The following is a 19,127-nucleotide window of genomic DNA, read 5'->3' on the forward strand; positions in this document are numbered from 1 at the left end:
TCGGGCGCGATGTGGCACCCGTGACGCCCGCGGCGACGCCTGGCGCGGCACCGTCCACGCCGGCTGGCCCGTCCGTGGCAGCCGGCAAACCATCGGACGCCGTCGCGCTCGACGAGCGTCCGCCGATGCAGGATTGACCGGCCGTGCGTCGCGCGTCATCGCCGCCCGACGCCGCCGTCCATGCTATTGACGCAGCGCATGATGCAAATGATGCGCTGCTTTTCTTATTCGTTTGTTCTTCATCCCGTCCGCAGCCATGCACGACAAAATCCTGATTCTCGACTTCGGTTCGCAAGTCACCCAACTGATCGCGCGGCGCGTCCGCGAAGCGCACGTCTACTGCGAGATCCACCCGAACGATGTGTCCGACGAATTCGTCCGCGAGTTCGCGCCGAAGGCGGTGATCCTGTCGGGCAGCCACGCGAGCACGTACGAAGACCATCAACTGCGCGCGCCGCAGGCGGTGTGGGATCTCGGCGTGCCGGTGCTCGGCATCTGCTACGGCATGCAGACGATGGCCGTGCAGCTCGGCGGCAAGGTCGAGTGGAGCGATCATCGCGAGTTCGGCTACGCGGAAGTGCGTGCGCAAGGCCATACGCGACTCCTGAGCGGCATCGAGGATTTCACGACGGCCGAAGGCCACGGGATGCTGAAGGTCTGGATGAGCCACGGCGACAAGGTTGCCGAGCTGCCGCCGGGCTTCAAGCTGATGGCATCGACGCCGAGCTGCCCGATCGCCGGCATGGCCGACGAGGCGCGCGGCTACTACGCGGTGCAGTTCCACCCGGAAGTCACGCACACCGTGAAGGGGCGCCAGATGCTCGAGCGTTTCGTGCTCGAGATCGCCGGCGCGAAGCCGGACTGGGTCATGCGCGACCACATCGAGGAAGCCGTTGCGCGCATCCGTGAACAGGTGGGCGACGAGGAAGTGATCCTCGGCCTGTCGGGCGGTGTCGATTCGAGCGTCGCGGCCGCGCTGATCCATCGCGCGATCGGCGACCAGCTGACCTGCGTGTTCGTCGACCACGGCCTGCTGCGCCTGAACGAAGGCCAGATGGTGCTCGACATGTTCGAGGGCCGCCTGCATGCGAAGGTCGTGCACGTCGATGCGTCGGCGCAGTTCCTCGGCCATCTGGCTGGCGTGACGGACCCGGAGCAGAAGCGCAAGATCATCGGCCGCGAGTTCGTCGAGGTGTTCCAGGCCGAGGCGCAGAAGCTGTCGAAGGCGAAATGGCTCGCGCAGGGCACGATCTATCCGGATGTGGTCGAATCGGGCGGCACGAAGACGAAGAAGGCGACGACGATCAAGAGCCACCACAACGTCGGTGGCCTGCCGGAAACGCTTGGCCTGAAGCTGCTCGAGCCGCTGCGCGACCTGTTCAAGGACGAAGTGCGCGAACTCGGCGTCGCGCTCGGCCTGCCGCCGGAAATGGTGTACCGTCATCCGTTCCCGGGCCCGGGCCTCGGCGTGCGGATCCTCGGCGAAGTGAAACGCGAGTACGCGGACCTGCTGCGCCGCGCGGACGCGATCTTCATCGAGGAACTGCGCAACACGACCGCGACCGCGCAGGATGCGGCGGCCGGCCTGTGCGGCGAAGCCGACGTCGGCAAGAGCTGGTACGACCTCACGAGCCAGGCGTTCGCGGTGTTCCTGCCGGTGAAGTCGGTCGGCGTGATGGGCGACGGCCGCACGTACGACTACGTGACGTCGCTGCGCGCGGTGCAGACGACCGACTTCATGACCGCACACTGGGCGCATCTGCCGTACGCGCTGCTCGGCCGCGCGTCGAACCGGATCATCAACGAGGTGCGCGGGATCAACCGGGTCGTGTACGACATTTCCGGGAAGCCGCCGGCGACGATTGAGTGGGAGTGAGGGGTTTTTTAAAATTCCTTTAAAATCAACTGGTTGTGGTGCGTCTTTAATGGCGCGCGCCCAATTTTAAATTCGCTAGTGCAGGTTCGTAAGCCCTTGAGAAATATGAGAACTCCAAAAGTGCATCCGAACCTGCTACGACACCGGGCAGCCGCAATTTGACGGTATTTCTGACGGTATAGGCGGGCAGTATGCGTAGAGGCTCGCTTGATACCGTCAACGACGTTGACGGTAGAAATTCGACTGTACCCGCGGCTTCGTAACGGCGGGAGGTCAACTCTGGTTCTGACGCCTGCTGGTGGCCGCCGGCCGTCGCCCGCACGGGGTTCGTCTTTGCTGGTTAGAGCTCACTTATAGTGACTGATTTCTATCTTTTTTAAACCAGCAGCGGTTGGCTAGAGTTTGTCGAAGGTGTATTTTGAGCACTATGAGTGATCAAAATCATCGAAAGCTAAACCATCTGCTGTCAGAACTCAGTGATGCCACCCTGGTTTCCAGTCGGTGGCTGCGAGCACATGGCTACACCAGTAGCCTCGTCGCACGGTACGTGGCCAGCGGCTGGCTAGTCTCGCCGGCGCGCGGCGTCTACATGAGGAAGGGCGGGCGCCTGCAATGGGGCGGTGTGGTCCGGAGCCTTCAATTCGACGAGGGGTTGTCGCTGCATGTCGGCGGGCGCTTTGCGCTGGCCATGCAGGGCCATGAGCATTACCTGCGCCTCGGCGAAGCCGGTACGATCACGCTCTATGGGCCGAACCGGCTGCCGGGATGGGTGGGCAAACTGCCGTTGGAGGAGCGCTTCGAGTTTAATGGCAACGGGCCATTCGACTGGCCCGTACTGCAGTTCACGCACGATGCCTCCGAGAAGGTACTGCTCGACCGGGGGCTGACATGGCAAGAGGCCAGTCCGAGCACGGGTGCCTTGGCTTGCTCGACGCCGGAGCGGGCCGTGCTGGAGTTGTGCGACGACGTATCGGACGCAGCCTTGGTTTACGAGGCGGATGCTTTGATACAGGCCATGACCACGTTGCGGCCGCAGCGGGTGGGTATGCTGTTGCGCCATTGCCGCAGCATCAAGGCAAAGCGGCTGTTTCTGGCATTGTCCGAACGCCATCGGCATGCGTGGCTGTCGCATGTGCCACTTGATGGTGTTGACCTGGGCCGGGGCAAGCGTGCGCTGGTCCCTGGCGGGCGCTTGCATCCGACCTATCAGATCACATTGCCTGGAGACCTGGATGAGCACCTGGGATAAGCGCTACACCGACCGGGTGCAATTGCTGGTCGAGATCCTGTCAGTGCTGGCGCAGGAGTCGCGCTTCGCGTCCGTCCGCTGCAACTTCAAGTGCAGTCGTCGGCGGGAGAGAGTACCGGATCGGTAACGCGGTTGGTGGCCAGTCGCGGCCGAGCGCGCGTGCAGATCGAGACGACGCCGGTCATGCGCGGCACTGTGCATCCGGTGCGCACCATGGTGGTCAGGCCGAAGGTGGAGGAGGTGTTTGGTTTCGCCTCTGCCCAAGTGCTGGATTTCGCTGATCTCTATGCCGGTAAGCTCGCCGCCGCGTTGTCGCGGCAGCATCCGCGCGACCTGTTCGATGTCGGTCTGCTGTTGGAGGACGAGCGGGCGAACGATGTGCTCTGGCGGACTTTTCTCGTGTATCTGACCTGCAGCCCCAAGCCTGCCTGGGAAATGCTGGCGCCTCGAGTACCGGCGGATTTCTCGGCAACGTTCGACGCGCACTTCAGGGGCATGACGTCCGAGCCGGTCAGCGCTGAAGCGTTGCTGGAAAGCCGCGAGCGTTTGCTGGCACGCGTGGCGGGTTGGTTGGACGAACCTTCGCGGGCGTTTCTTCGATCAGTGGAGGACGAGAAGCCGGACTTCGACCTTATCGGGCTTGAGCATGCGAGTGAGCTACCGGGTGTGCGGTGCAAGTTGCATAACCTGGCCCAGCGGACTGCGGCCAAGCGCGAGGCTGATCGCCAGGAGCTTGAACAAACGCTGGAGCGGATTGCAATGCGAACCGCGTGAACCGCGTGTGCAGAACTTGTCGACGCTCTTTTCCAGGCACAGAGGGCGTCGATTCTCGAGGGTGATCCGGCGAAAGCCAGCAGTTGCGCGCGACGCAGCGCCGCACTCACTCGTACCGCAGCGCCTCCGCCGGGCGTACCCGCGCGCTGCGCCAGCTCGGATACAGCGTCGCGAGCGACGACATCAGGAATGCAACCACACCGACTTCGATCACGTCGCTCGCGACGAGCTTCGACGGCAGTTCGCTGAGGAAATAGACCGACGGCGTCAGGAACTGGATGCCGAACGTGTGTTCGATCGCGGGCAGCAGCCATGGAATGCTCGCTGAAATCGCACAGCCGAGTGCGACGCCCGCCATCGTGCCGACGAGGCCGATCGTCATCCCCTGGATCATGAAGATCTTCGTGATCGAGCCGGGCTGCGCGCCGAGCGTGCGCAGGATCGCGATGTCCGCCTGCTTTTGCGTGACCGTCATCACGAGCGACGAAACGAGATTGAATGCAGCCACTGCGATGATCAGCAGCAGGATCACGAACAGCATGCGCTTCTGCAACTGCTCGGCGACGAACCATGTCCTGTTTTGCCGCGTCCAGTCGCGGATATAGAGGTCACCGGACAGCGATCGCGACAACTGCAGCGCGATCTCCGGCGCGCGCTCCATGTCGTCGACGCGCAGCCGCACACCTGTCGGCGCCGCGAAATGGAATAGCGTCTGCGCGTCGCCGATGTGGATGAAGGCGAGCGCGCTGTCGTACTGGTAGTGCCCGGATTCGAACGTGCCGACCACCGTGAATTGCTTGAATTGCGGCAGCAGTTCGCGCATTGGCGACGCGCCACCCGGTGCGAAGAACGTCAGCCGGTCGCCGACCTGGACCTGCAGGTTGGCGGCGAGCGCGGATCCGAGCACGATCCCGAGTTCGCCCGGAACGAGCGCGTCGAGGCGGCCGCTCTTCATGTCTTTCGCGATATCCGACACGCGGGGCTCGAGCCGCGGATCGATGCCGCGCAATGCGACCCCCGTCACCTTGCCTGCGTGCGTAAGCAGCGCCTGGGCCTCGACGTAGGGCGCCGCAGCCTTGACCGACGGGTTGCGCAGCGATTCGTCGGCGGTTCGCATCCAGTCCGGCATCGTTCCGGTCGGCGAGAAGATCTCGACGTGCGCGAGCACCGACAGCATGCGGTCGCGCACTTCGCTCCTGAACCCGTTCATCACGGACAGCACGATGATCAGCGCGGCCACCCCGAGCGCAATGCCCGCCATCGACACGGCGGCGATGAACGAAATGAAGCCGTTGCCGGTCGTGCGTTTGCCGGCGCGCGTATAGCGCAGGCCGATCTGCCATTCGTACGGGAGTTTCAACCGGATTTCCTCTGGGCACGCGATGCATGAAGCCGAGCATTCTAGCGAATCCCGTTTGAGCGACTTGTTCGGAATTGTTGAGCCCGCGTAGAGGGGGCGTCGCGCCCTTCACGCTAATCGTGCGCACCGAGCCGGAATACGCTGCGCAGCTCGTCGTGATTGTGCACGTTGAGCTTGCGATAGATCTTGCGCACGTGATCGACGACCGTGCTGTCGCGCAGCGCGAAGCCACGGGCGATCTCGCTGTGCGAATGGCCGAGCACGAGTTGCGTGCAAAGCTGGCGCTGGCGCTCGGTCAGGCCGAACTGGAAGCCGAGCCGTTCGATTTCCAGCTCGAGCGGCGGAAAGTGCTCGATGTAGACGACGATCGCGAAATCGCGCCGCAATGCGCCCGCGTCGGCGAAGCGATAGGCCTTGAAGCGGAAGCGGCCGGCCGTATTGCGGCGTTCGAGCGTCGCGGGCGGCGCGGGGTAGCCGTGCCAGATCCGGTTCACGTTCGACAGCAGCGGCACGAGCCAGTCCGGCAAGCGGTCGTGATGGTAAAACGCGAGCGGTTCGCCGGCCGCGAGCGACAGCATCCGGATGCTGTCTGCGTTGTGCAGCAGCAGCCGGCCCGTTTCGTCGACGACGACGATCGCGGACAGGCTGCCTTCCGCTTCGTGAAGCGGCGCTTGCACGGGCCGCGACAGCGCATGCGCGAGATGCCGGGCAATGGGCTCGAGGTCGCGATGATTCTTTTCGGAGAACGGACGACTTCCTGACGATCGGGACAGCTGCAGGCTGCCCCAGCCACGCGTGCCGTCGGTCGCGGTCAGTTCGAGACAGTGGCGCATCGACACCGGCTGCCACAGGTCCGCATACATCGCGCTCGACAGCAGCGCATCGTCGTAGTGGACGCTGTTGTCGAAACCGCGTCCGCGGCGCATCGCATCGATGAACGTGACGCCGAGCACTTCCTGCCGCGTGGTGTTGTGGACGTCCGCGAAATACGCGGGCAGCTTCGTGTAGACCGTATCGTTCTCGCTGTATACGTCTGTCAGTGCGTATTGCTCGTCGGCGTAGAAGAACATCCCCCAGTCGGCGCCGACGATATGCCGCGCGGCTTCAATCACATGAGGAATCACGAGGCGCGGCTCGACACCGAGCGAACAGAGCCGCCGAATGTGACTCGCCAGCGCGACGTGCTTGTCAGACATGAAGGCGCTCCTCGACCGTGCTGCGGATGCGCTTTCGAGCAGGCAATGGGGCGGCCGTTCGCGCGTTCCGCAACCTCTGTCCAGCTTAGGCGCCCAACTTGACAACTGCCGCAGTTGCCCCCTTTCAAGGGGGCGTCAAATCGTCAAGTGATCCCTATCATTGCCCCATTCCAGCCGCATTCACGCCACGGACGCGTTGTCGGGACGCGCATGCGGAATTCGTCCGATGCAACGCGATGGCGGCAGGAGTATCCGATTCGCAATGCGGCGACACGCGCGAGCAACACGATTCGAAACGCGCGACATGGCTGCATCGCGATTGCGCGCATGACGAAGCGCTGGCCCGGGGGGAAACGGAGGAGGGGCAAGTCACGGATGAGCGACGATACCGCGCGCATGCGAGCCGACCGGTGAGGACCTGTCGATCGCGGGGCCGGCGCGGCGCACGTCACGATCGACGTGACGGCGCCGGGTGCAGCGGCACGAACGCGGGGCGTCGAAATGCGCGGACGGCGGGATATCAGTGCCGCTCGCGTCGTAGGTGTCGTATTGCTGCTTCATGTGAGGTGCCACGATGAAGGCCATGTACAGCGCGGCGCTGGCCGCGGTTTGCGTGCTGGGCGCGGTGGGGCTCGCGCAGGCGCAGGAGGGGAGCGCACCGGCGTCGACGACGCCATCCGATTCCGCGATCAGTGCAACGTCGGTGGGCGGCATGCCCAGTGCCGGTACGCAGGCGGGCAGCCCGGCCGGGCTCACGCGTGCGCAGGTCAAGGAAGAACTCTTCCGAGCACAGAAGTCGGGCGAGCTCGATCGCCTCAACCGGTTCTATGGCGGCAGTTAGCGGGAGACCGACGTGATGGTGTAGCGCGGCCGCTGCGATACGCGGCCGCATTGCTTTCTGGCGCTGAACACCAGGCAATGCGTAGTGATGGGGCACGTTCACGCATCGCCGGCATGGATACAGAAGCACCGCCGTAAACGGGGGAGGAACAATCACCGTACAAGCACGCCGCGAGCATGCCGTCAATCCTATGTCGAGCATTCTTTCGAAGGGCCTGTCACACGCGCGTCACCCTGCTAGAATTCGGCTGCCGCATTGTTTCGATTGACCGATGAGATTGCTTGACGCCCTGGTCGAACAGCGTATTGCCGCCGCCGCCGCGCGGGGCGAGTTCGACGATTTGCCAGGTACCGGCGCACCGCAGGCGCTGGACGACGACGTTCTCGTGCCCGAAGAGGTGCGGGTGGCCAACCGTATTCTGAAGAATGCGGGCTTCGTGCCGCCGGCCGTCGAACAACTGCGCGCGCTGCGCAATCTGCATGACGAGCTGCGCGCGGTCAGCGACCGTGCGACGCGTTGCCGGCTGCAGGCGAAGATGCTGGCGCTCGACATGGCGCTCGAATCGCTGCGCGGTGGCCCGATGACGATGCCGCGCGAATACTGCCGCCGCATCGCCGAGCGCCTGTGCGAGCGCGGGCTCGACGACGCAGCCGCCGAAGCGGGGCCGATGTGACGTCCGACCTGCTGCCGGGCGCGCCTGCCGAATCCACGACCGAGACTCCCTTGTCCGCTGCCGCGCCGGTATCGGCGCGCGACATGCATTTCATGCGCCTCGCGCAGGCCGCCGCCGAGGAAGCGCGTGCTGCCGGCGAAGTGCCGGTCGGCGCGGTGCTCGTGCGCGGCGACGAGGTGATCGCACGCGGCTTCAATCATCCGATCTGCGGGCACGACCCGTCCGCGCACGCTGAAATGGCCGCGCTGCGCATGGCGGCCCAGCAGCTGCAGAATTACCGGATGCCCGGTTGCGAGCTGTACGTGACGCTCGAGCCGTGCCTGATGTGCGCAGGCGCGATCATGCATGCGCGGATCGCGCGCGTCGTGTACGGCGCGCCGGACCCGAAGACGGGCGCATGCGGCAGCGTGATCGATGTATTCGCGAATCCGCAGCTCAATCACCACACCGACGTGGTCGGCGGCGTGCTGGCCGACGAGTGCGGCGCCGCGCTGAAGTCGTTCTTCGCGGAGCGCCGCCGTGTGTTGCGCGAAGCCCGGCTCGCGCGCGATCAGGCGGCCGACCCGTCGTGACCCGGTGCGGCGCCGGCGTGAACCCGGCGCGGTTCCGGCCCTCTAAGCTGGTTTGATCACCGACACGTCCCGCCCATGTCCGTCCCGTCCGACGCATCCTATTCCATCCGCCTGCTGGCGCCGTCCGGCTACCCGCACGATCCTGACGCAATCAACCGCGCGCTCGAACGCCTGAGCGGCGCGCAGCACCGCATCGAGAACATCGAGGCGACGCAGCGCCGCTACCAGCGCTTCGGCGGCACCGACGGCGAACGGGCGGGGGATCTGAACCGGCTCGCCGATCCCGAGCGGCCATTGCCCGATATCGGGATCGCGGTGCGCGGCGGCTATGGCGCGGCGCGCATCCTGCACGGGCTCGACTACCGCGGCCTCGAACGCCGGCTGCGCGACCAGCCGATCGCGCTCGTCGGCCACAGCGATTTCACGGCGATCCAGCTCGCGCTGTACGCGAAGGCGCGGATCAAGACGTTCGGCGGCCCGATGCTGTCCGCCGATTTCGGCGCGGAGACGCCGAGCGACTTCACGATGAAGCACTTCTGGCAGACGATTGCGCAGCCGTCCACGACGATCGTCGCGGAGGCGCCGCAGGTGCAGAGCGTCAATGTGTCCGGCACGCTGTGGGGCGGCAACCTGGCGATCCTCACGTCGCTCGTCGGCACGCCGTACATGCCCGATATCGACGGCGGCATCCTGTTTATCGAGGACGTCAACGAACAGCCGTTCCGGATCGAACGGATGATCTACCAGCTTCATCTATCGGGGCTGCTCGCGCGCCAGCAGGCGCTCGTGATCGGCCAGTTCACCGGCGGGCGGCCGTTCGAATACGACAACGGCTACGACATGCAGGCGATGCTCGAGCAGGTGCGCGCGGTGATCGGCATTCCGGTCGTCACCGGGCTGCAGTTCGGCCACGTGCCCGACCTCGTGACGCTGCCGTTCGGCGCGCACGCGCAGCTCGTCGCGAACGCGCACGGCTTCCGGCTGACGCTGTCCGACTATCCGCATCTCGGCTGACGGCGGGCGGCGCACGAACGACAAAGGCGGGCTTCCCATACGGGATTCCCGCCTTTTTCTTTTTGCCGCACCCGCACATACACACCGTCTGACACGCACTATCTGCGCCGCTGTATGGGCGCGTATGGGCGTTTTCGCTACACTGGGCCGTCGTTCGAACTGGCTCGCGGGGGCGCCGCTCAGCCGGTGCGGGCGCGGTGGCCCGCTGGCCGGGCCGATCGATACCCATTATTTCAGCAAGTTTTCGTCGTACATCGAACCATGTCACTCGATTCCAACTACCCACGCGATCTGATCGGCTACGGCCGCCACCCCGTGCAGGCGAACTGGCCCGGGCGGGCGCGCGTCGCCGTGCAGTTCGTGCTGAACTACGAGGAGGGCGGCGAGAACTGCGTGCTGCACGGCGATCCGGGCTCCGAGCAGTTCCTGTCGGAAATCGTCGGCGCGGCCGCGTATCCGGACCGCCACATGAGCATGGAGTCGATCTACGAATACGGGTCGCGCGCCGGCGTGTGGCGGATCCTGCGCGAGTTCGAGAAGCGCGGGCTGCCGCTGACCGTGTTCGGCGTCGGCATGGCGATCGAGCGGCATCCGGAGCTCGCGCGCGCGTTCGTCGAGCTCGGCCATGAAATCGCGTGCCACGGCTGGCGCTGGATTCATTACCAGAGCATGACGCCCGAGCTCGAGGCCGAGCACATGCGGCTAGGCATGGAGGCCATCGAGCGCGTGACCGGCGAGCGGCCGCTCGGCTGGTATACGGGCCGCGACAGCCCGAACACGCACCGGCTCGTCGCCGAATACGGCGGCTTCCTGTACGACTCCGACAACTACGGCGACGACCTGCCGTTCTGGATGGACGTCGAAGTGTCGGGCGGCGGCACGACACCGCAACTGATCGTCCCGTACACGCTCGACACCAACGACATGCGCTTCGCGACGCCGCAGGGCTTCAACACGGCGGACCACTTCTTCCACTACCTGCGCGACGCATTCGACGTGCTGTACGAGGAAGGCGACGAGGCGCCGAAGATGCTGTCGATCGGCATGCACTGCCGCCTGCTCGGTCGCCCGGGCCGCTTCCGCGCGCTGCAGCGTTTCCTCGATCACATCGAGAAGCACGATCGCGTGTGGGTGACGCGGCGTGTCGATATCGCGCGTCACTGGCGTGAACATCATCCGTACCAGGCCAATCAACGGAACGAAAGGAAAGCATGAAGGCGATGCGTTACACGTTGGAGCAACTGAACACGATGGCGACGGGCGCATTCGTTGCGGCGCTGTCGGGAATCTTCGAACATTCGCCGTGGGTCGCCGAGGCGGCCGCGGGCGAGCGGCCGTTCGCGAGCATCGACGCGCTGCACGAGATGATGTTGGGCGCGGTGGAGGCGGCAGGCGTTGCGCGCCAGCTCGCGCTGATCAACGCTCACCCGGAGCTGGCGGGCAAGGCTGCGGTGCGCGGCGAGCTGACTGCCGAATCGACGCGCGAGCAGAGCGGCGCGGGGCTCGACCAGTGCACGCAGGACGAGTTCGACAGGCTGCTGACGCTGAACCGCACCTATCGCGAGAAGTTCGGATTCCCGTTCATCCTCGCGGTGCGCGGCTATGATCGCCACGGCATCATCGCGAACTTCGAGTCGCGCGTGAACCATACGCGCACGGAAGAAATGCGCGCGAGCCTCGACCAGATCTACCGGATCGCACGTTTCCGGCTCGACGACCTGATCGACGCGTGACAGCTCAATACAGCCTGCTGCGTGGCAGCGGTAATTTCGCAATACTGACCAAGGACACATCATGGCAATCCCGCTTCTCGACCCCAACGCACCGGACTTCACGCGGCGCTACGTGAATCTCGCGGACCCGCGTCTCGGTGCGCAGGCGCTCGAGGCCAGCGACGATTTCTTCGCGCCGAAGGAGCGCATGCTGAACCCCGAGCCGGCGGTGTTCATCCCCGGCAAGTACGACGACCACGGCAAGTGGATGGACGGCTGGGAAACGCGTCGCAAGCGCACGACGGGCTACGACTGGTGCATCGTCAAGCTCGCGCGCCCGGGTGTGATCAAGGGCTTCGACATCGACACGAGCCACTTCACCGGCAACTTTCCGCCGGCCGCGTCGATCGAGGGCGCGTACGTGGCCGACGGCGCGCCGACGCATGCGACCGAGTGGGTCGAGATCGTGCCGTCGACGACGCTGCAGGGCAACAGCCACCACTATGTCGACGCAAGCGACGCGCGGGCATTCACGCACCTGCGCGTGAACATTTATCCGGACGGCGGCATCGCGCGGTTGCGCGTGTACGGCCAGCCGCAGCTCGACTGGGCGGGCGCGAGTGCGACCGAGCAGTTCGATCTCGCGGCGATGGAAAACGGCGGCTACGTGGTCGCCGCGAACAATCAGCATTTCGGCGTCGCATCGAACCTGCTGCTGCCGGGCCGCGGCGTGAACATGGGCGACGGCTGGGAAACCCGCCGCCGCCGCGAGCCGGGCAACGACTGGGCGATCATCGCGCTCGCGCAGCCAGGCGTGATCCGCAAGATCGAAGTCGACACCGCGTTCTTCAAGGGCAACTATCCGGACCGCTGCTCGATCCAGGCCGCATACGTGACGGGTGGCACCGACAGCTCGCTGATCACGCAGTCGATGTTCTGGCCGGTGCTGCTTAGCGAGCAGAAGCTGCAGATGGACAAACAGCATTACTTCGAGCACGAGCTCGCGTCGCTCGGCCCCGTCACGCACGTGCGCCTGAACATCATTCCGGACGGCGGCGTGTCGCGCCTGCGCCTGTGGGGGACGCTCGACAAATGAAGACGCTTGCAATCGAACCGCTGACGAAGGAAGCGTTCGCGCCGTTCGGCGACGTGATCGAGACGGAAGGCGCGAAGCAGATCCCGATCAACCTCGGCACGACGATCCGCTTTCATGATCTCGCGAAGGTCGACGTCGACGACGAAGGCGGCCGCACGCTCGTGAACCTGTTTCGTGGCCAGCCGCGCACGCTGCCGTTCGAGGTGAAGATGCTCGAGCGGCATCCGCTCGGCAGCCAGGCGTTCGTGCCGCTGAACGACCAGCCGTATCTCGTCGTCGTCGCGCCCGCGGGCGAACTCGACCCCGCGCAGATCCGCGCGTTCGTGACGAGCGGCTGGCAGGGCGTCAACTACGCGAAGGGCGTGTGGCATCACCCGCTGATCGCGCTCGGCGACGTCAGCGACTTCATCGTCGTCGATCGCGGCGGGGAAGGGCTGAATCTCAACGAGCAGGACCTGCAGGAATCGCTGTGGTTGACCGAGGAGGCGCTCGTTGCGCTGACGGTCTGATCGGACGGACGCAGTGGTGAACCGAAGCCCGCGCATCGAGCGCGGGTTTTTTTGTTGGCGCTTGATGCACAGTCGATGCGCATTGAATTTCCCGTTTCTTGCAATCCGAATGAAGGGATTGTTATGCTCCGTCGTCGGCCTGAAACGTGATGAAGGCATCGGGGGATCAAATGAGCGAATTGGAAAGGGACACCGGGGAGGTGCCCGCCCAGGTAGCCACGCGGAAGGAAACGGCATCTGGCGGCAAAAAGAAGGTCGGTCTCGTTGCCCAGATGACGGGCCTTATTACCCTGTTGGTTCTTGTCACTACCGTCAGCTTCAACGCTGGCAAGAAGGTGGCGGACGACGCGCGGGACAAGCTGAATGCCGAGCTGTCGGCGGACAATCGCGGATTGCGGCGGCAAGTCGAGCAACTGGAGAGCGACCGGAATGTCGATCATCAGCGAGTGCAGGATGCCGAAGTGGCGCTGGCCGCGGCTCGTAAGGATCTCAAGTCGGAGCGCGACCTGAACCTGGCTGCACAGCAACAAATTGCGCAGTTGTCGATGCAGCTCGGCAAAGCGTCGACCTGTGCACCGATCTTGAGCCAGATCAACGCGATTCAGGACGCGCTGGCAGGGCGTAACGGATTCGGGATGGAGAGCCCGCCGACCGGCGAAAAGCGTGCGGAGCTTCTGCAACGGCTGGACGGCTGGCAAAAGCAATTGGCGGCATGTCGTTGACGATCCTTCGCGGTCGCTGTCGATCCGCCGGCATCCGTCATGCAACATACAAAACGGGCCCGCGTGGGCCCGTTAACGGAGAGGGGGAGCGTCCGGCGTGTTACTTCGCCGCACCACCCTCGAACCACGCGGCGAGCTTCGTGCGCTCGTCGTCGGTCATGTGCGTGACGTTGCCGATCGGCATCGCCTTCAGGCGCACGGCCTGTTCGTAGATCCGCTGCGCATTCTTCGACACTTCGTCCGGCGTGTCGAACATCACGCCGGCGGGCGCGCTGCCCATCAGCGTCGGCTTCGACGAGTGGCACTCGACGCAGCGCTGCTGCAGGATCGGCATGATGTCGTTGATCACGACCTTCGGCGCGTTCGCGGCCTGCGCTTCCGGCGCGACCGGCTTCGGCATCGTCCAGACCAGCGCGCCCGACAGCAGCGCGACGCCGCCGATCGGCAGGTACCACAGCTGCTTGCCGCGGTGGCGCATCACGAAGAACTGGCGGATCAGCGCGCCGGCCAGCATGATCAGCACGAGCACGACCCAGTTGAACTTGTTCGTATACGTCATCGCATAGTGGTTCGACAGCATCGCGAACACGACCGGCAGCGTGAAGTACGTGTTGTGCACCGAGCGCTGCTTGCCGCGCTTGCCGTAGATCGGGTTCGGCTCCTCGCCCTTGAGCATCTTGTCGACCATCTTGCGCTGGCCGGGGATGATCACGAAGAACACGTTCGCCGACATGATCGTCGCGAGCATCGCGCCGACGATCAGATATGCGGCACGGCCGGCGAAGATGTGGCACGCGAGGTACGCGGCGACGACGACGTAGATGCCGACGCAGATCCCGAGCACGCGGTCGTTGGTGCCGAGGATGCGGCACAGCGAGTCGTAGACGATCCAGCCGGCCGCGAGGAAGCCGAGCGCGGACGCAACCGCGACCACCGGGCCCATGTCGAGTACGCTCTTGTCGATCAGGTACGTGTTCGGCGCGAGCAGGTACAACACGAAGAACAGCGAGAAGCCCGACAGCCAGGTCGTATACGACGGCCACTTCGACCAGTGCAGGTCGTCCGGCATTTCCGGCGGGGCGACCGTGTACTTCTGCATGTTGTAGAAACCGCCGCCGTGCACGTGCCACAGCTCGCCGAACACACCGCGCTTGCGCTGGTTCGGGTCGGTCGGCGGTTTCAGGCTGTTGTCGAGCGCGACGAAATAGAAGGACTCGCCGATCCACGCAATGGCGACGATGACGTGCAGCCATCGCAGCGCGAGGTTCAGCCAGTCGGTGATGAAGCCTTCCATGAAACTCCTCCAGACTCAGATCGTTATCGTGATGCGGGCGGCCGATACGGTGTCAGCTGCCGCGATAGGTGCTGTACGACCACGGCGACACGAGCAGCGGCACGTGGTAGTGCGAACTGGCGTCGGCGATGCCGAAGCGCAGCACGACGCGATCGACGAAACGGGGTTCGGGCACCTTCACGCCGATCGCTGCGAAGTAATCGCCCGCGTGGAACACGAGTTCGTATTCGCCGGCGGCGAGCGCGGCGCCTTCGAGCAGCGGCTCGTCGCAGCGGCCGTCGCTATTGGTCAGCACGGTCTTGATCGCGCGGCGCGAATCGCCGTCCAGCGCGTACAGGTCCACCTTGAGTGCGGCGCCGGGACGGCCGTGCGCCGTATCGAGTACGTGGGTAGTGAGCTTTCCCATTCGCAATTGTCCTTGTGTGAATGCGAGGTTCGGCGGCGGCCCGATCCAATGAACTGTGCGGCGGATCGAGGCTCCACGTCACGTGGCTACATACCCGTCGGCGAGTTGAAGCGAGCGCCGTGCAGGCATTGTAAGAAGGTTCCCCGTGCAAAACCGCGAGCGATAGCAAAGATAATGCGCCGCGCATGAGCGGCTGTCGACGGCGCGAAAAAACGCCGGCGTAACGCGCTTTCGCCCACCTCCGGCCCGGTGCCGGACGCCACGGCGCGCGGGCTTCGCGCATACCATATCGAAACCGTGAACGTGGGTATTCGGGATCGCGCATTGTGTGCCGCACGCGCTTGCGCGATCCTGCCGCCTTGCACGTCGGCTCCGGCCGGCGCGTACCCCGAAGACGGCGAGCACGCCGGGTAACCGGGCCAGGGCGTTCGAACGGACGCAGGCACCGGGCGTGCCGCGAATCAGCGTTCGAACGGCTTTGCGACTGCCCTCAGGACTACCCTGGGGCTGACCGACGCGGAGAACGCATGACAATCGAGCAGCATTCCGGCGCGCACGCACGCGCGCCGCACAACACCTCATCCCGCCCCAGGACCCTGCTGGTCAAGCACGCCGACGTGCTCGTGACCATGGACGACACGCGCCGCGAACTGCGTGACGCGGGGCTCTACATCGAAGACAACCGGATCGTCGCGGTCGGCCCGACCGCCGAGCTGCCGGACACGGCCGATGAAGTGCTCGACCTGCGCGGCCACCTCGTGATCCCGGGGCTCGTGAACACCCATCACCACATGTACCAGAGCCTGACGCGCGCGATTCCGGCCGCGCAGAACGCCGAGCTGTTCGGCTGGCTCACGAACCTGTACCGGATCTGGGCCCACCTGACGCCGGAGATGATCGAGGTGTCGACGCTGACCGCGATGGCCGAGCTGCTGCAGTCCGGCTGCACGACGTCGAGCGATCATCTGTACATCTATCCAAACGGCAGCCGGCTCGACGACAGCATCGCGGCCGCGCAGCGGATCGGCATGCGCTTTCACGCGAGTCGCGGCGCGATGAGCGTCGGCCAGCGCGACGGCGGCCTGCCGCCGGACTCGGTCGTCGAGCGCGAGCCGGACATCCTGCGCGACGCGCAGCGGCTGATCGAGACCTACCACGACGAAGGGCGCTACGCGATGCTGCGGGTCGTCGTCGCGCCGTGCTCGCCGTTCTCGGTGAGCCGCGAACTGATGCGCGACGCCGCGCAGCTCGCGCGCGAATACCGCGTGTCACTGCACACGCACCTCGCGGAAAACGTCAACGACATCGCGTACAGCCGCGAGAAGTTCGGGATGTCGCCCGCCGAATACGCGGAGGATCTCGGCTGGGTCGGGCACGACGTGTGGCATGCGCACTGCGTGCAGCTCGACGACGCGGGCATTGGACTGTTCGCGCGCACGGGCACGGGCGTCGCGCATTGTCCGTGCTCGAACATGCGGCTCGCGTCGGGCATCGCGCCGGTGAAGAAGATGCGGCTCGCGGGCGTGCCGGTCGGGCTCGGCGTGGACGGCTCAGCGTCGAACGACGGCGCGCAGATGGTCGCGGAGGTGCGTCAGGCGCTGCTGCTGCAGCGGGTCGGCTTCGGCCCGGATGCGATGACCGCGCGCGACGCGCTCGAGATCGCGACGCTCGGCGGCGCGAAGGTGCTGAACCGCGACGACATCGGCGCGCTCGCGCCCGGCATGGCGGCCGACTTCGCGGCGTTCGACCTGCGTCAGCCGCTGTTTGCCGGCGCGCTGCACGATCCGGTCGCTGCGCTGGTGTTCTGCGCGCCGTCGCAGACGGCGTACACGGTGGTGAACGGGAAGGTCGTCGTGCGCGAAGGGCGGCTCGCGACGCTCGATCTGCCGCCCGTCATCGAACGCCATAACGCGCTCGCGCACGCGCTCGTCGAAGCGTCGCGCTGAGCGGCGCGGCCAGCGCGTGCCGTCAAGGCTCGATCAGCGTGCGGGTGGCCTCGGCGACGAGGCTGCGCAGCCAGCGCACTTCGTCGGAGTAATGGCAGCGTTCGTGCCAGAGCTGGTAGTACTGCATCGGCGGGAAGTCGAGCGGCGCCGGCACGACCGACAGCGGCAGGAACTTCGCGTAGTGGTCGGCGAACAGGCGCGTCGTCGTGAAGATCAGGTCGGACTTCACGAGCACATACGGCGCGAGGTTGAAGTATGGCAGTGTGACGACCACATGGCGCTTGAGGCGCTCGCGCGCGAGATGCACGTCGATCGCGCCGCGCTGGCCGACCGAGTACGGCGTCGGCGCGAGGTGCGGCGCGTTCAGGTACTGGTCGAGCGTGAGGCCGCCGCGCTTCGCGAACGGATGCGTGTTGCTCATCAGGCACACGATCTGGTCGACGAACAGGTTCGACAGGTGCAGTTGCTCAGGCGGTTCCGGCCAGTTGCCGACGACGATGTCGAGCTTGCCGTCCTCGAGTGCGAGTTCGTAGTCGAACGCCGGCCCGAGCGAGTGGAATTCGAGCGTCGCGTTCGGCGCGGCCTGGCGGAAGCGCTCGACGACGGTCGGCACGAACAGCACGTTCAGGTAGTCGGGGCAGCCGATCCGGTAGCAGCGGATCGACGTGGCCGGGTCGAAGTTGTGCTGCTGGAACTTGATGCGCTCGATCTCGCGCAGCGCGTTCTGGACGGGCTCGAGCAGGCGCAGCCCGTATTCGGTCGGCACCATGCCGGACTTGCCGCGCACGAGCAGCGGGTCGCCCGTGATGTCGCGCAGGCGCCGCAGCGCGGCGCTGATCGCCGGTTGCGACTGGTTCAGTTTGACGGCCGCGCGCGTGACGCTGCGCTCCATCAACAGGGTGTGCAAGACGCGCAAGAGGTACGTGTCGATCGCCTCGCGTTGCTGACTCATGATTTCTCCGTTTATATGTACGGGCTGATCGAGGAGGGGTGGGGGTATATGATTTTTAATATGAACGAAAAGCAGCGTCAAGAGATGGTTACCCGCACGCCGACCCGCACGCGTTCGCCCGCGCGGCGCTGACCGCGGCGGGAACGGTATGCGGGCAGGCGCACGGATACGCGATACGCGCATCCGTGCGCGAGTTCAGGGCGTGACGCGACGTGACGCAGTGCGCGCGTCAGTCGTCGATGCGCAGGCCGACTTTCAGCGTGACCTGCCAGTGGATCACCTGGTTGCCTTCGATGTGGCCGCGCGTCTCGGTCACCTGAAACCAGTGCAGGTTGTGCAGCGTCGCGGCGGCTTTCGCGATCGCATTGCGGATCGCGTCGTCGCTCGATTGCTGCGACGAGCCGGTCAGTTCGATCAGCTTGTAGACGTGGTCGCTCATGATGCGCTCCCTGTGTCGTGTAGGGTTCTGGCGCGGGTGCAGAATGGGGTGCGGAATGCGCCCGGCTAATTGAGTGATAGGTATGATGGCCGGCAAGTTCAACCCATATCGGAGACGAGGCATATCGTGGAAGTCGGATTTTGCGGACCGGGATTGATGGGCACGCCGATGATTCGGCATTTGCTGGCGGCGGGCCACCGGGTCGGCGTATGGAACCGCACGCGCGCGAAGGCGGACGCGCTGGTCGCCGACGGCGCGCATGTCGTCGACACGCCACGCGCGCTCGCGGAGCAGGTCGACACGGTGCTGCTGTGCGTGCTCGACGCGCGCGCGGTCGGCGACGTCGTGTTCGGCCCGGACGGCCTGCTGTCCGGTGCCGCGTCGGCACGGCGCGTGCGCCGGATCGTCGATCATTCGAGCATTCCGCCCGGCGTGACGCGCGAGTACGCCGCGCGCGCGGCGGAGCTCGGCGTCGGCTGGGTCGATGCGCCCGTGT

At 65.5% G+C, this 19,127-nt stretch carries 20 protein-coding genes and 1 pseudogene; 14 read left to right on the top strand and 7 right to left on the bottom strand.

All coding sequences use genetic code 11. The features are described from left to right. Nucleotides 1-256 precede the first annotated feature (256 nt). The 3 genes and pseudogenes from guaA to G3N94_RS31520 all read left to right on the top strand — a co-directional run bounded on the left by guaA (nt 257) and on the right by G3N94_RS31520 (nt 3,899). Entirely contained in the window at nt 257-1,876 is a 1,620-nt protein-coding gene (guaA, locus tag G3N94_RS31510) for a glutamine-hydrolyzing GMP synthase (protein ID WP_205797234.1), read from the top strand. Between the two features lie 427 nt (nt 1,877-2,303). After that, on the top strand, nt 2,304-3,125 hold the full coding sequence (locus G3N94_RS31515; protein WP_205797236.1) for a type IV toxin-antitoxin system AbiEi family antitoxin domain-containing protein: 822 nt from the start codon (nt 2,304-2,306) through the stop codon (nt 3,123-3,125). Next, nucleotides 3,097-3,899, top strand: a pseudogene (locus G3N94_RS31520) (nucleotidyl transferase AbiEii/AbiGii toxin family protein). Before G3N94_RS31515 ends, G3N94_RS31520 begins: the two are co-directional and overlap by 29 nt. A gap of 106 nt (nt 3,900-4,005) precedes the next feature. On the opposite strand, the gene G3N94_RS31525 reads toward G3N94_RS31520, so the two are convergent. The 3 genes from G3N94_RS31525 to G3N94_RS31535 all read right to left on the bottom strand — a co-directional run bounded on the left by G3N94_RS31525 (nt 4,006) and on the right by G3N94_RS31535 (nt 7,016). Then, nucleotides 4,006-5,259, bottom strand: coding sequence for a lipoprotein-releasing ABC transporter permease subunit (locus G3N94_RS31525; RefSeq protein ID WP_205797238.1), 1,254 nt, complete (start codon nt 5,257-5,259; stop codon nt 4,006-4,008). A gap of 113 nt (nt 5,260-5,372) precedes the next feature. Beyond that, entirely contained in the window at nt 5,373-6,455 is a 1,083-nt protein-coding gene (locus G3N94_RS31530; RefSeq protein WP_205797240.1) for a helix-turn-helix transcriptional regulator, read from the bottom strand. 369 nt (nt 6,456-6,824) lie between these two features. Further along, entirely contained in the window at nt 6,825-7,016 is a 192-nt protein-coding gene (locus G3N94_RS31535; protein ID WP_205797242.1) for a hypothetical protein, read from the bottom strand. A gap of 13 nt (nt 7,017-7,029) precedes the next feature. Here G3N94_RS31535 and G3N94_RS31540 point away from each other — a divergent pair, with 13 nt between their 5' ends. From G3N94_RS31540 to G3N94_RS31580, 9 genes are all read left to right on the top strand, one after another. Then, nucleotides 7,030-7,296: a DUF4148 domain-containing protein gene (locus tag G3N94_RS31540; protein ID WP_205797244.1), complete on the top strand. Its 267-nt coding sequence runs from the start codon at nt 7,030-7,032 to the stop codon at nt 7,294-7,296. 271 nt (nt 7,297-7,567) lie between these two features. Then, complete coding sequence (locus G3N94_RS31545) at nt 7,568-7,969, top strand: DnaJ family domain-containing protein (RefSeq protein WP_205797246.1); 402 nt, start codon at nt 7,568-7,570, stop codon at nt 7,967-7,969. Next, entirely contained in the window at nt 7,966-8,541 is a 576-nt protein-coding gene (gene tadA / locus G3N94_RS31550) for a tRNA adenosine(34) deaminase TadA (protein WP_205797248.1), read from the top strand. Before G3N94_RS31545 ends, tadA begins: the two co-directional genes overlap by 4 nt. Nucleotides 8,542-8,616: 75 nt before the next feature. Then, entirely contained in the window at nt 8,617-9,555 is a 939-nt protein-coding gene (gene ldcA, locus G3N94_RS31555) for a muramoyltetrapeptide carboxypeptidase (RefSeq protein WP_205797251.1), read from the top strand. Nucleotides 9,556-9,816: 261 nt separating this feature from the next. After that, entirely contained in the window at nt 9,817-10,770 is a 954-nt protein-coding gene (puuE, locus tag G3N94_RS31560) for an allantoinase PuuE (RefSeq protein ID WP_205797254.1), read from the top strand. Further along, nucleotides 10,767-11,288: a 2-oxo-4-hydroxy-4-carboxy-5-ureidoimidazoline decarboxylase gene (gene uraD, locus G3N94_RS31565; RefSeq protein ID WP_205797257.1), complete on the top strand. Its 522-nt coding sequence runs from the start codon at nt 10,767-10,769 to the stop codon at nt 11,286-11,288. Before puuE ends, uraD begins: the two co-directional genes overlap by 4 nt. A gap of 61 nt (nt 11,289-11,349) precedes the next feature. Then, entirely contained in the window at nt 11,350-12,363 is a 1,014-nt protein-coding gene (gene alc, locus G3N94_RS31570; RefSeq protein WP_205797260.1) for an allantoicase, read from the top strand. Continuing rightward, nucleotides 12,360-12,872 (top strand): ureidoglycolate lyase, encoded by a 513-nt coding sequence (locus G3N94_RS31575; protein WP_205797264.1) that lies wholly within the window; start codon nt 12,360-12,362, stop codon nt 12,870-12,872. The genes alc and G3N94_RS31575 overlap by 4 nt, the downstream gene beginning before the upstream one ends. A 170-nt stretch (nt 12,873-13,042) precedes the next feature. Next, on the top strand, nt 13,043-13,594 hold the full coding sequence (locus G3N94_RS31580) for a hypothetical protein (protein WP_205797267.1): 552 nt from the start codon (nt 13,043-13,045) through the stop codon (nt 13,592-13,594). Nucleotides 13,595-13,694: 100 nt separating this feature from the next. On the opposite strand, the gene G3N94_RS31585 is transcribed toward G3N94_RS31580, so the two are convergent. Both G3N94_RS31585 and uraH read right to left on the bottom strand, forming a co-directional pair. After that, complete coding sequence (locus G3N94_RS31585; protein WP_205797270.1) at nt 13,695-14,888, bottom strand: urate hydroxylase PuuD; 1,194 nt, start codon at nt 14,886-14,888, stop codon at nt 13,695-13,697. A 52-nt stretch (nt 14,889-14,940) separates the two neighbouring features. Continuing rightward, nucleotides 14,941-15,294: a hydroxyisourate hydrolase gene (uraH, locus tag G3N94_RS31590; RefSeq protein ID WP_205797283.1), complete on the bottom strand. Its 354-nt coding sequence runs from the start codon at nt 15,292-15,294 to the stop codon at nt 14,941-14,943. Nucleotides 15,295-15,821: 527 nt separating this feature from the next. Between uraH and G3N94_RS31595 the strand changes: the two genes are divergently transcribed. After that, nucleotides 15,822-17,240, top strand: coding sequence for an 8-oxoguanine deaminase (locus tag G3N94_RS31595; protein WP_205797285.1), 1,419 nt, complete (start codon nt 15,822-15,824; stop codon nt 17,238-17,240). Nucleotides 17,241-17,262: 22 nt separating this feature from the next. Here the strand turns inward: G3N94_RS31595 and G3N94_RS31600 are convergent, their stop codons facing one another. Together G3N94_RS31600 and G3N94_RS31605 are read right to left on the bottom strand one after the other, a co-directional pair. Further along, nucleotides 17,263-18,192, bottom strand: a complete 930-nt coding sequence (locus G3N94_RS31600; protein ID WP_205797286.1) for a LysR substrate-binding domain-containing protein — start codon at nt 18,190-18,192, stop codon at nt 17,263-17,265. Nucleotides 18,193-18,421: 229 nt separating this feature from the next. Continuing rightward, complete coding sequence (locus G3N94_RS31605) at nt 18,422-18,631, bottom strand: dodecin (protein ID WP_124602932.1); 210 nt, start codon at nt 18,629-18,631, stop codon at nt 18,422-18,424. 126 nt (nt 18,632-18,757) lie between these two features. On the opposite strand from G3N94_RS31605, the gene G3N94_RS31610 reads away from it, so the two are divergent. Continuing rightward, on the top strand, nt 18,758-19,127 hold a 370-nt coding region (locus G3N94_RS31610; RefSeq protein WP_205797288.1), incomplete at its 3' end, for an NAD(P)-binding domain-containing protein.

This window comes from Burkholderia sp. Ac-20353 (assembly GCF_017104785.1).
GTDB lineage: Bacteria > Pseudomonadota > Gammaproteobacteria > Burkholderiales > Burkholderiaceae > Burkholderia.

What these genes read in the sequence shown, in the direction of transcription:
- guaA (WP_205797234.1), top strand. Translation starts at nt 257, where the DNA reads ATGCACGACAAAATCCTGATTCTCGACTTCGGTTCGCAAGTCACCCAA.
- G3N94_RS31605 (WP_124602932.1), bottom strand. Translation starts at nt 18,631, where the DNA reads ATGAGCGACCACGTCTACAAGCTGATCGAACTGACCGGCTCGTCGCAG.
- alc (WP_205797260.1), top strand. Translation starts at nt 11,350, where the DNA reads ATGGCAATCCCGCTTCTCGACCCCAACGCACCGGACTTCACGCGGCGC.
- puuE (WP_205797254.1), top strand. Translation starts at nt 9,817, where the DNA reads ATGTCACTCGATTCCAACTACCCACGCGATCTGATCGGCTACGGCCGC.
- G3N94_RS31540 (WP_205797244.1), top strand. Translation starts at nt 7,030, where the DNA reads ATGAAGGCCATGTACAGCGCGGCGCTGGCCGCGGTTTGCGTGCTGGGC.
- G3N94_RS31585 (WP_205797270.1), bottom strand. Translation starts at nt 14,888, where the DNA reads ATGGAAGGCTTCATCACCGACTGGCTGAACCTCGCGCTGCGATGGCTG.
- uraH (WP_205797283.1), bottom strand. Translation starts at nt 15,294, where the DNA reads ATGGGAAAGCTCACTACCCACGTACTCGATACGGCGCACGGCCGTCCC.
- G3N94_RS31595 (WP_205797285.1), top strand. Translation starts at nt 15,822, where the DNA reads ATGACAATCGAGCAGCATTCCGGCGCGCACGCACGCGCGCCGCACAAC.
- ldcA (WP_205797251.1), top strand. Translation starts at nt 8,617, where the DNA reads ATGTCCGTCCCGTCCGACGCATCCTATTCCATCCGCCTGCTGGCGCCG.
- G3N94_RS31530 (WP_205797240.1), bottom strand. Translation starts at nt 6,455, where the DNA reads ATGTCTGACAAGCACGTCGCGCTGGCGAGTCACATTCGGCGGCTCTGT.
- uraD (WP_205797257.1), top strand. Translation starts at nt 10,767, where the DNA reads ATGAAGGCGATGCGTTACACGTTGGAGCAACTGAACACGATGGCGACG.
- G3N94_RS31575 (WP_205797264.1), top strand. Translation starts at nt 12,360, where the DNA reads ATGAAGACGCTTGCAATCGAACCGCTGACGAAGGAAGCGTTCGCGCCG.
- G3N94_RS31515 (WP_205797236.1), top strand. Translation starts at nt 2,304, where the DNA reads ATGAGTGATCAAAATCATCGAAAGCTAAACCATCTGCTGTCAGAACTC.
- G3N94_RS31580 (WP_205797267.1), top strand. Translation starts at nt 13,043, where the DNA reads ATGAGCGAATTGGAAAGGGACACCGGGGAGGTGCCCGCCCAGGTAGCC.
- G3N94_RS31600 (WP_205797286.1), bottom strand. Translation starts at nt 18,192, where the DNA reads ATGAGTCAGCAACGCGAGGCGATCGACACGTACCTCTTGCGCGTCTTG.
- G3N94_RS31545 (WP_205797246.1), top strand. Translation starts at nt 7,568, where the DNA reads ATGAGATTGCTTGACGCCCTGGTCGAACAGCGTATTGCCGCCGCCGCC.
- G3N94_RS31535 (WP_205797242.1), bottom strand. Translation starts at nt 7,016, where the DNA reads ATGAAGCAGCAATACGACACCTACGACGCGAGCGGCACTGATATCCCG.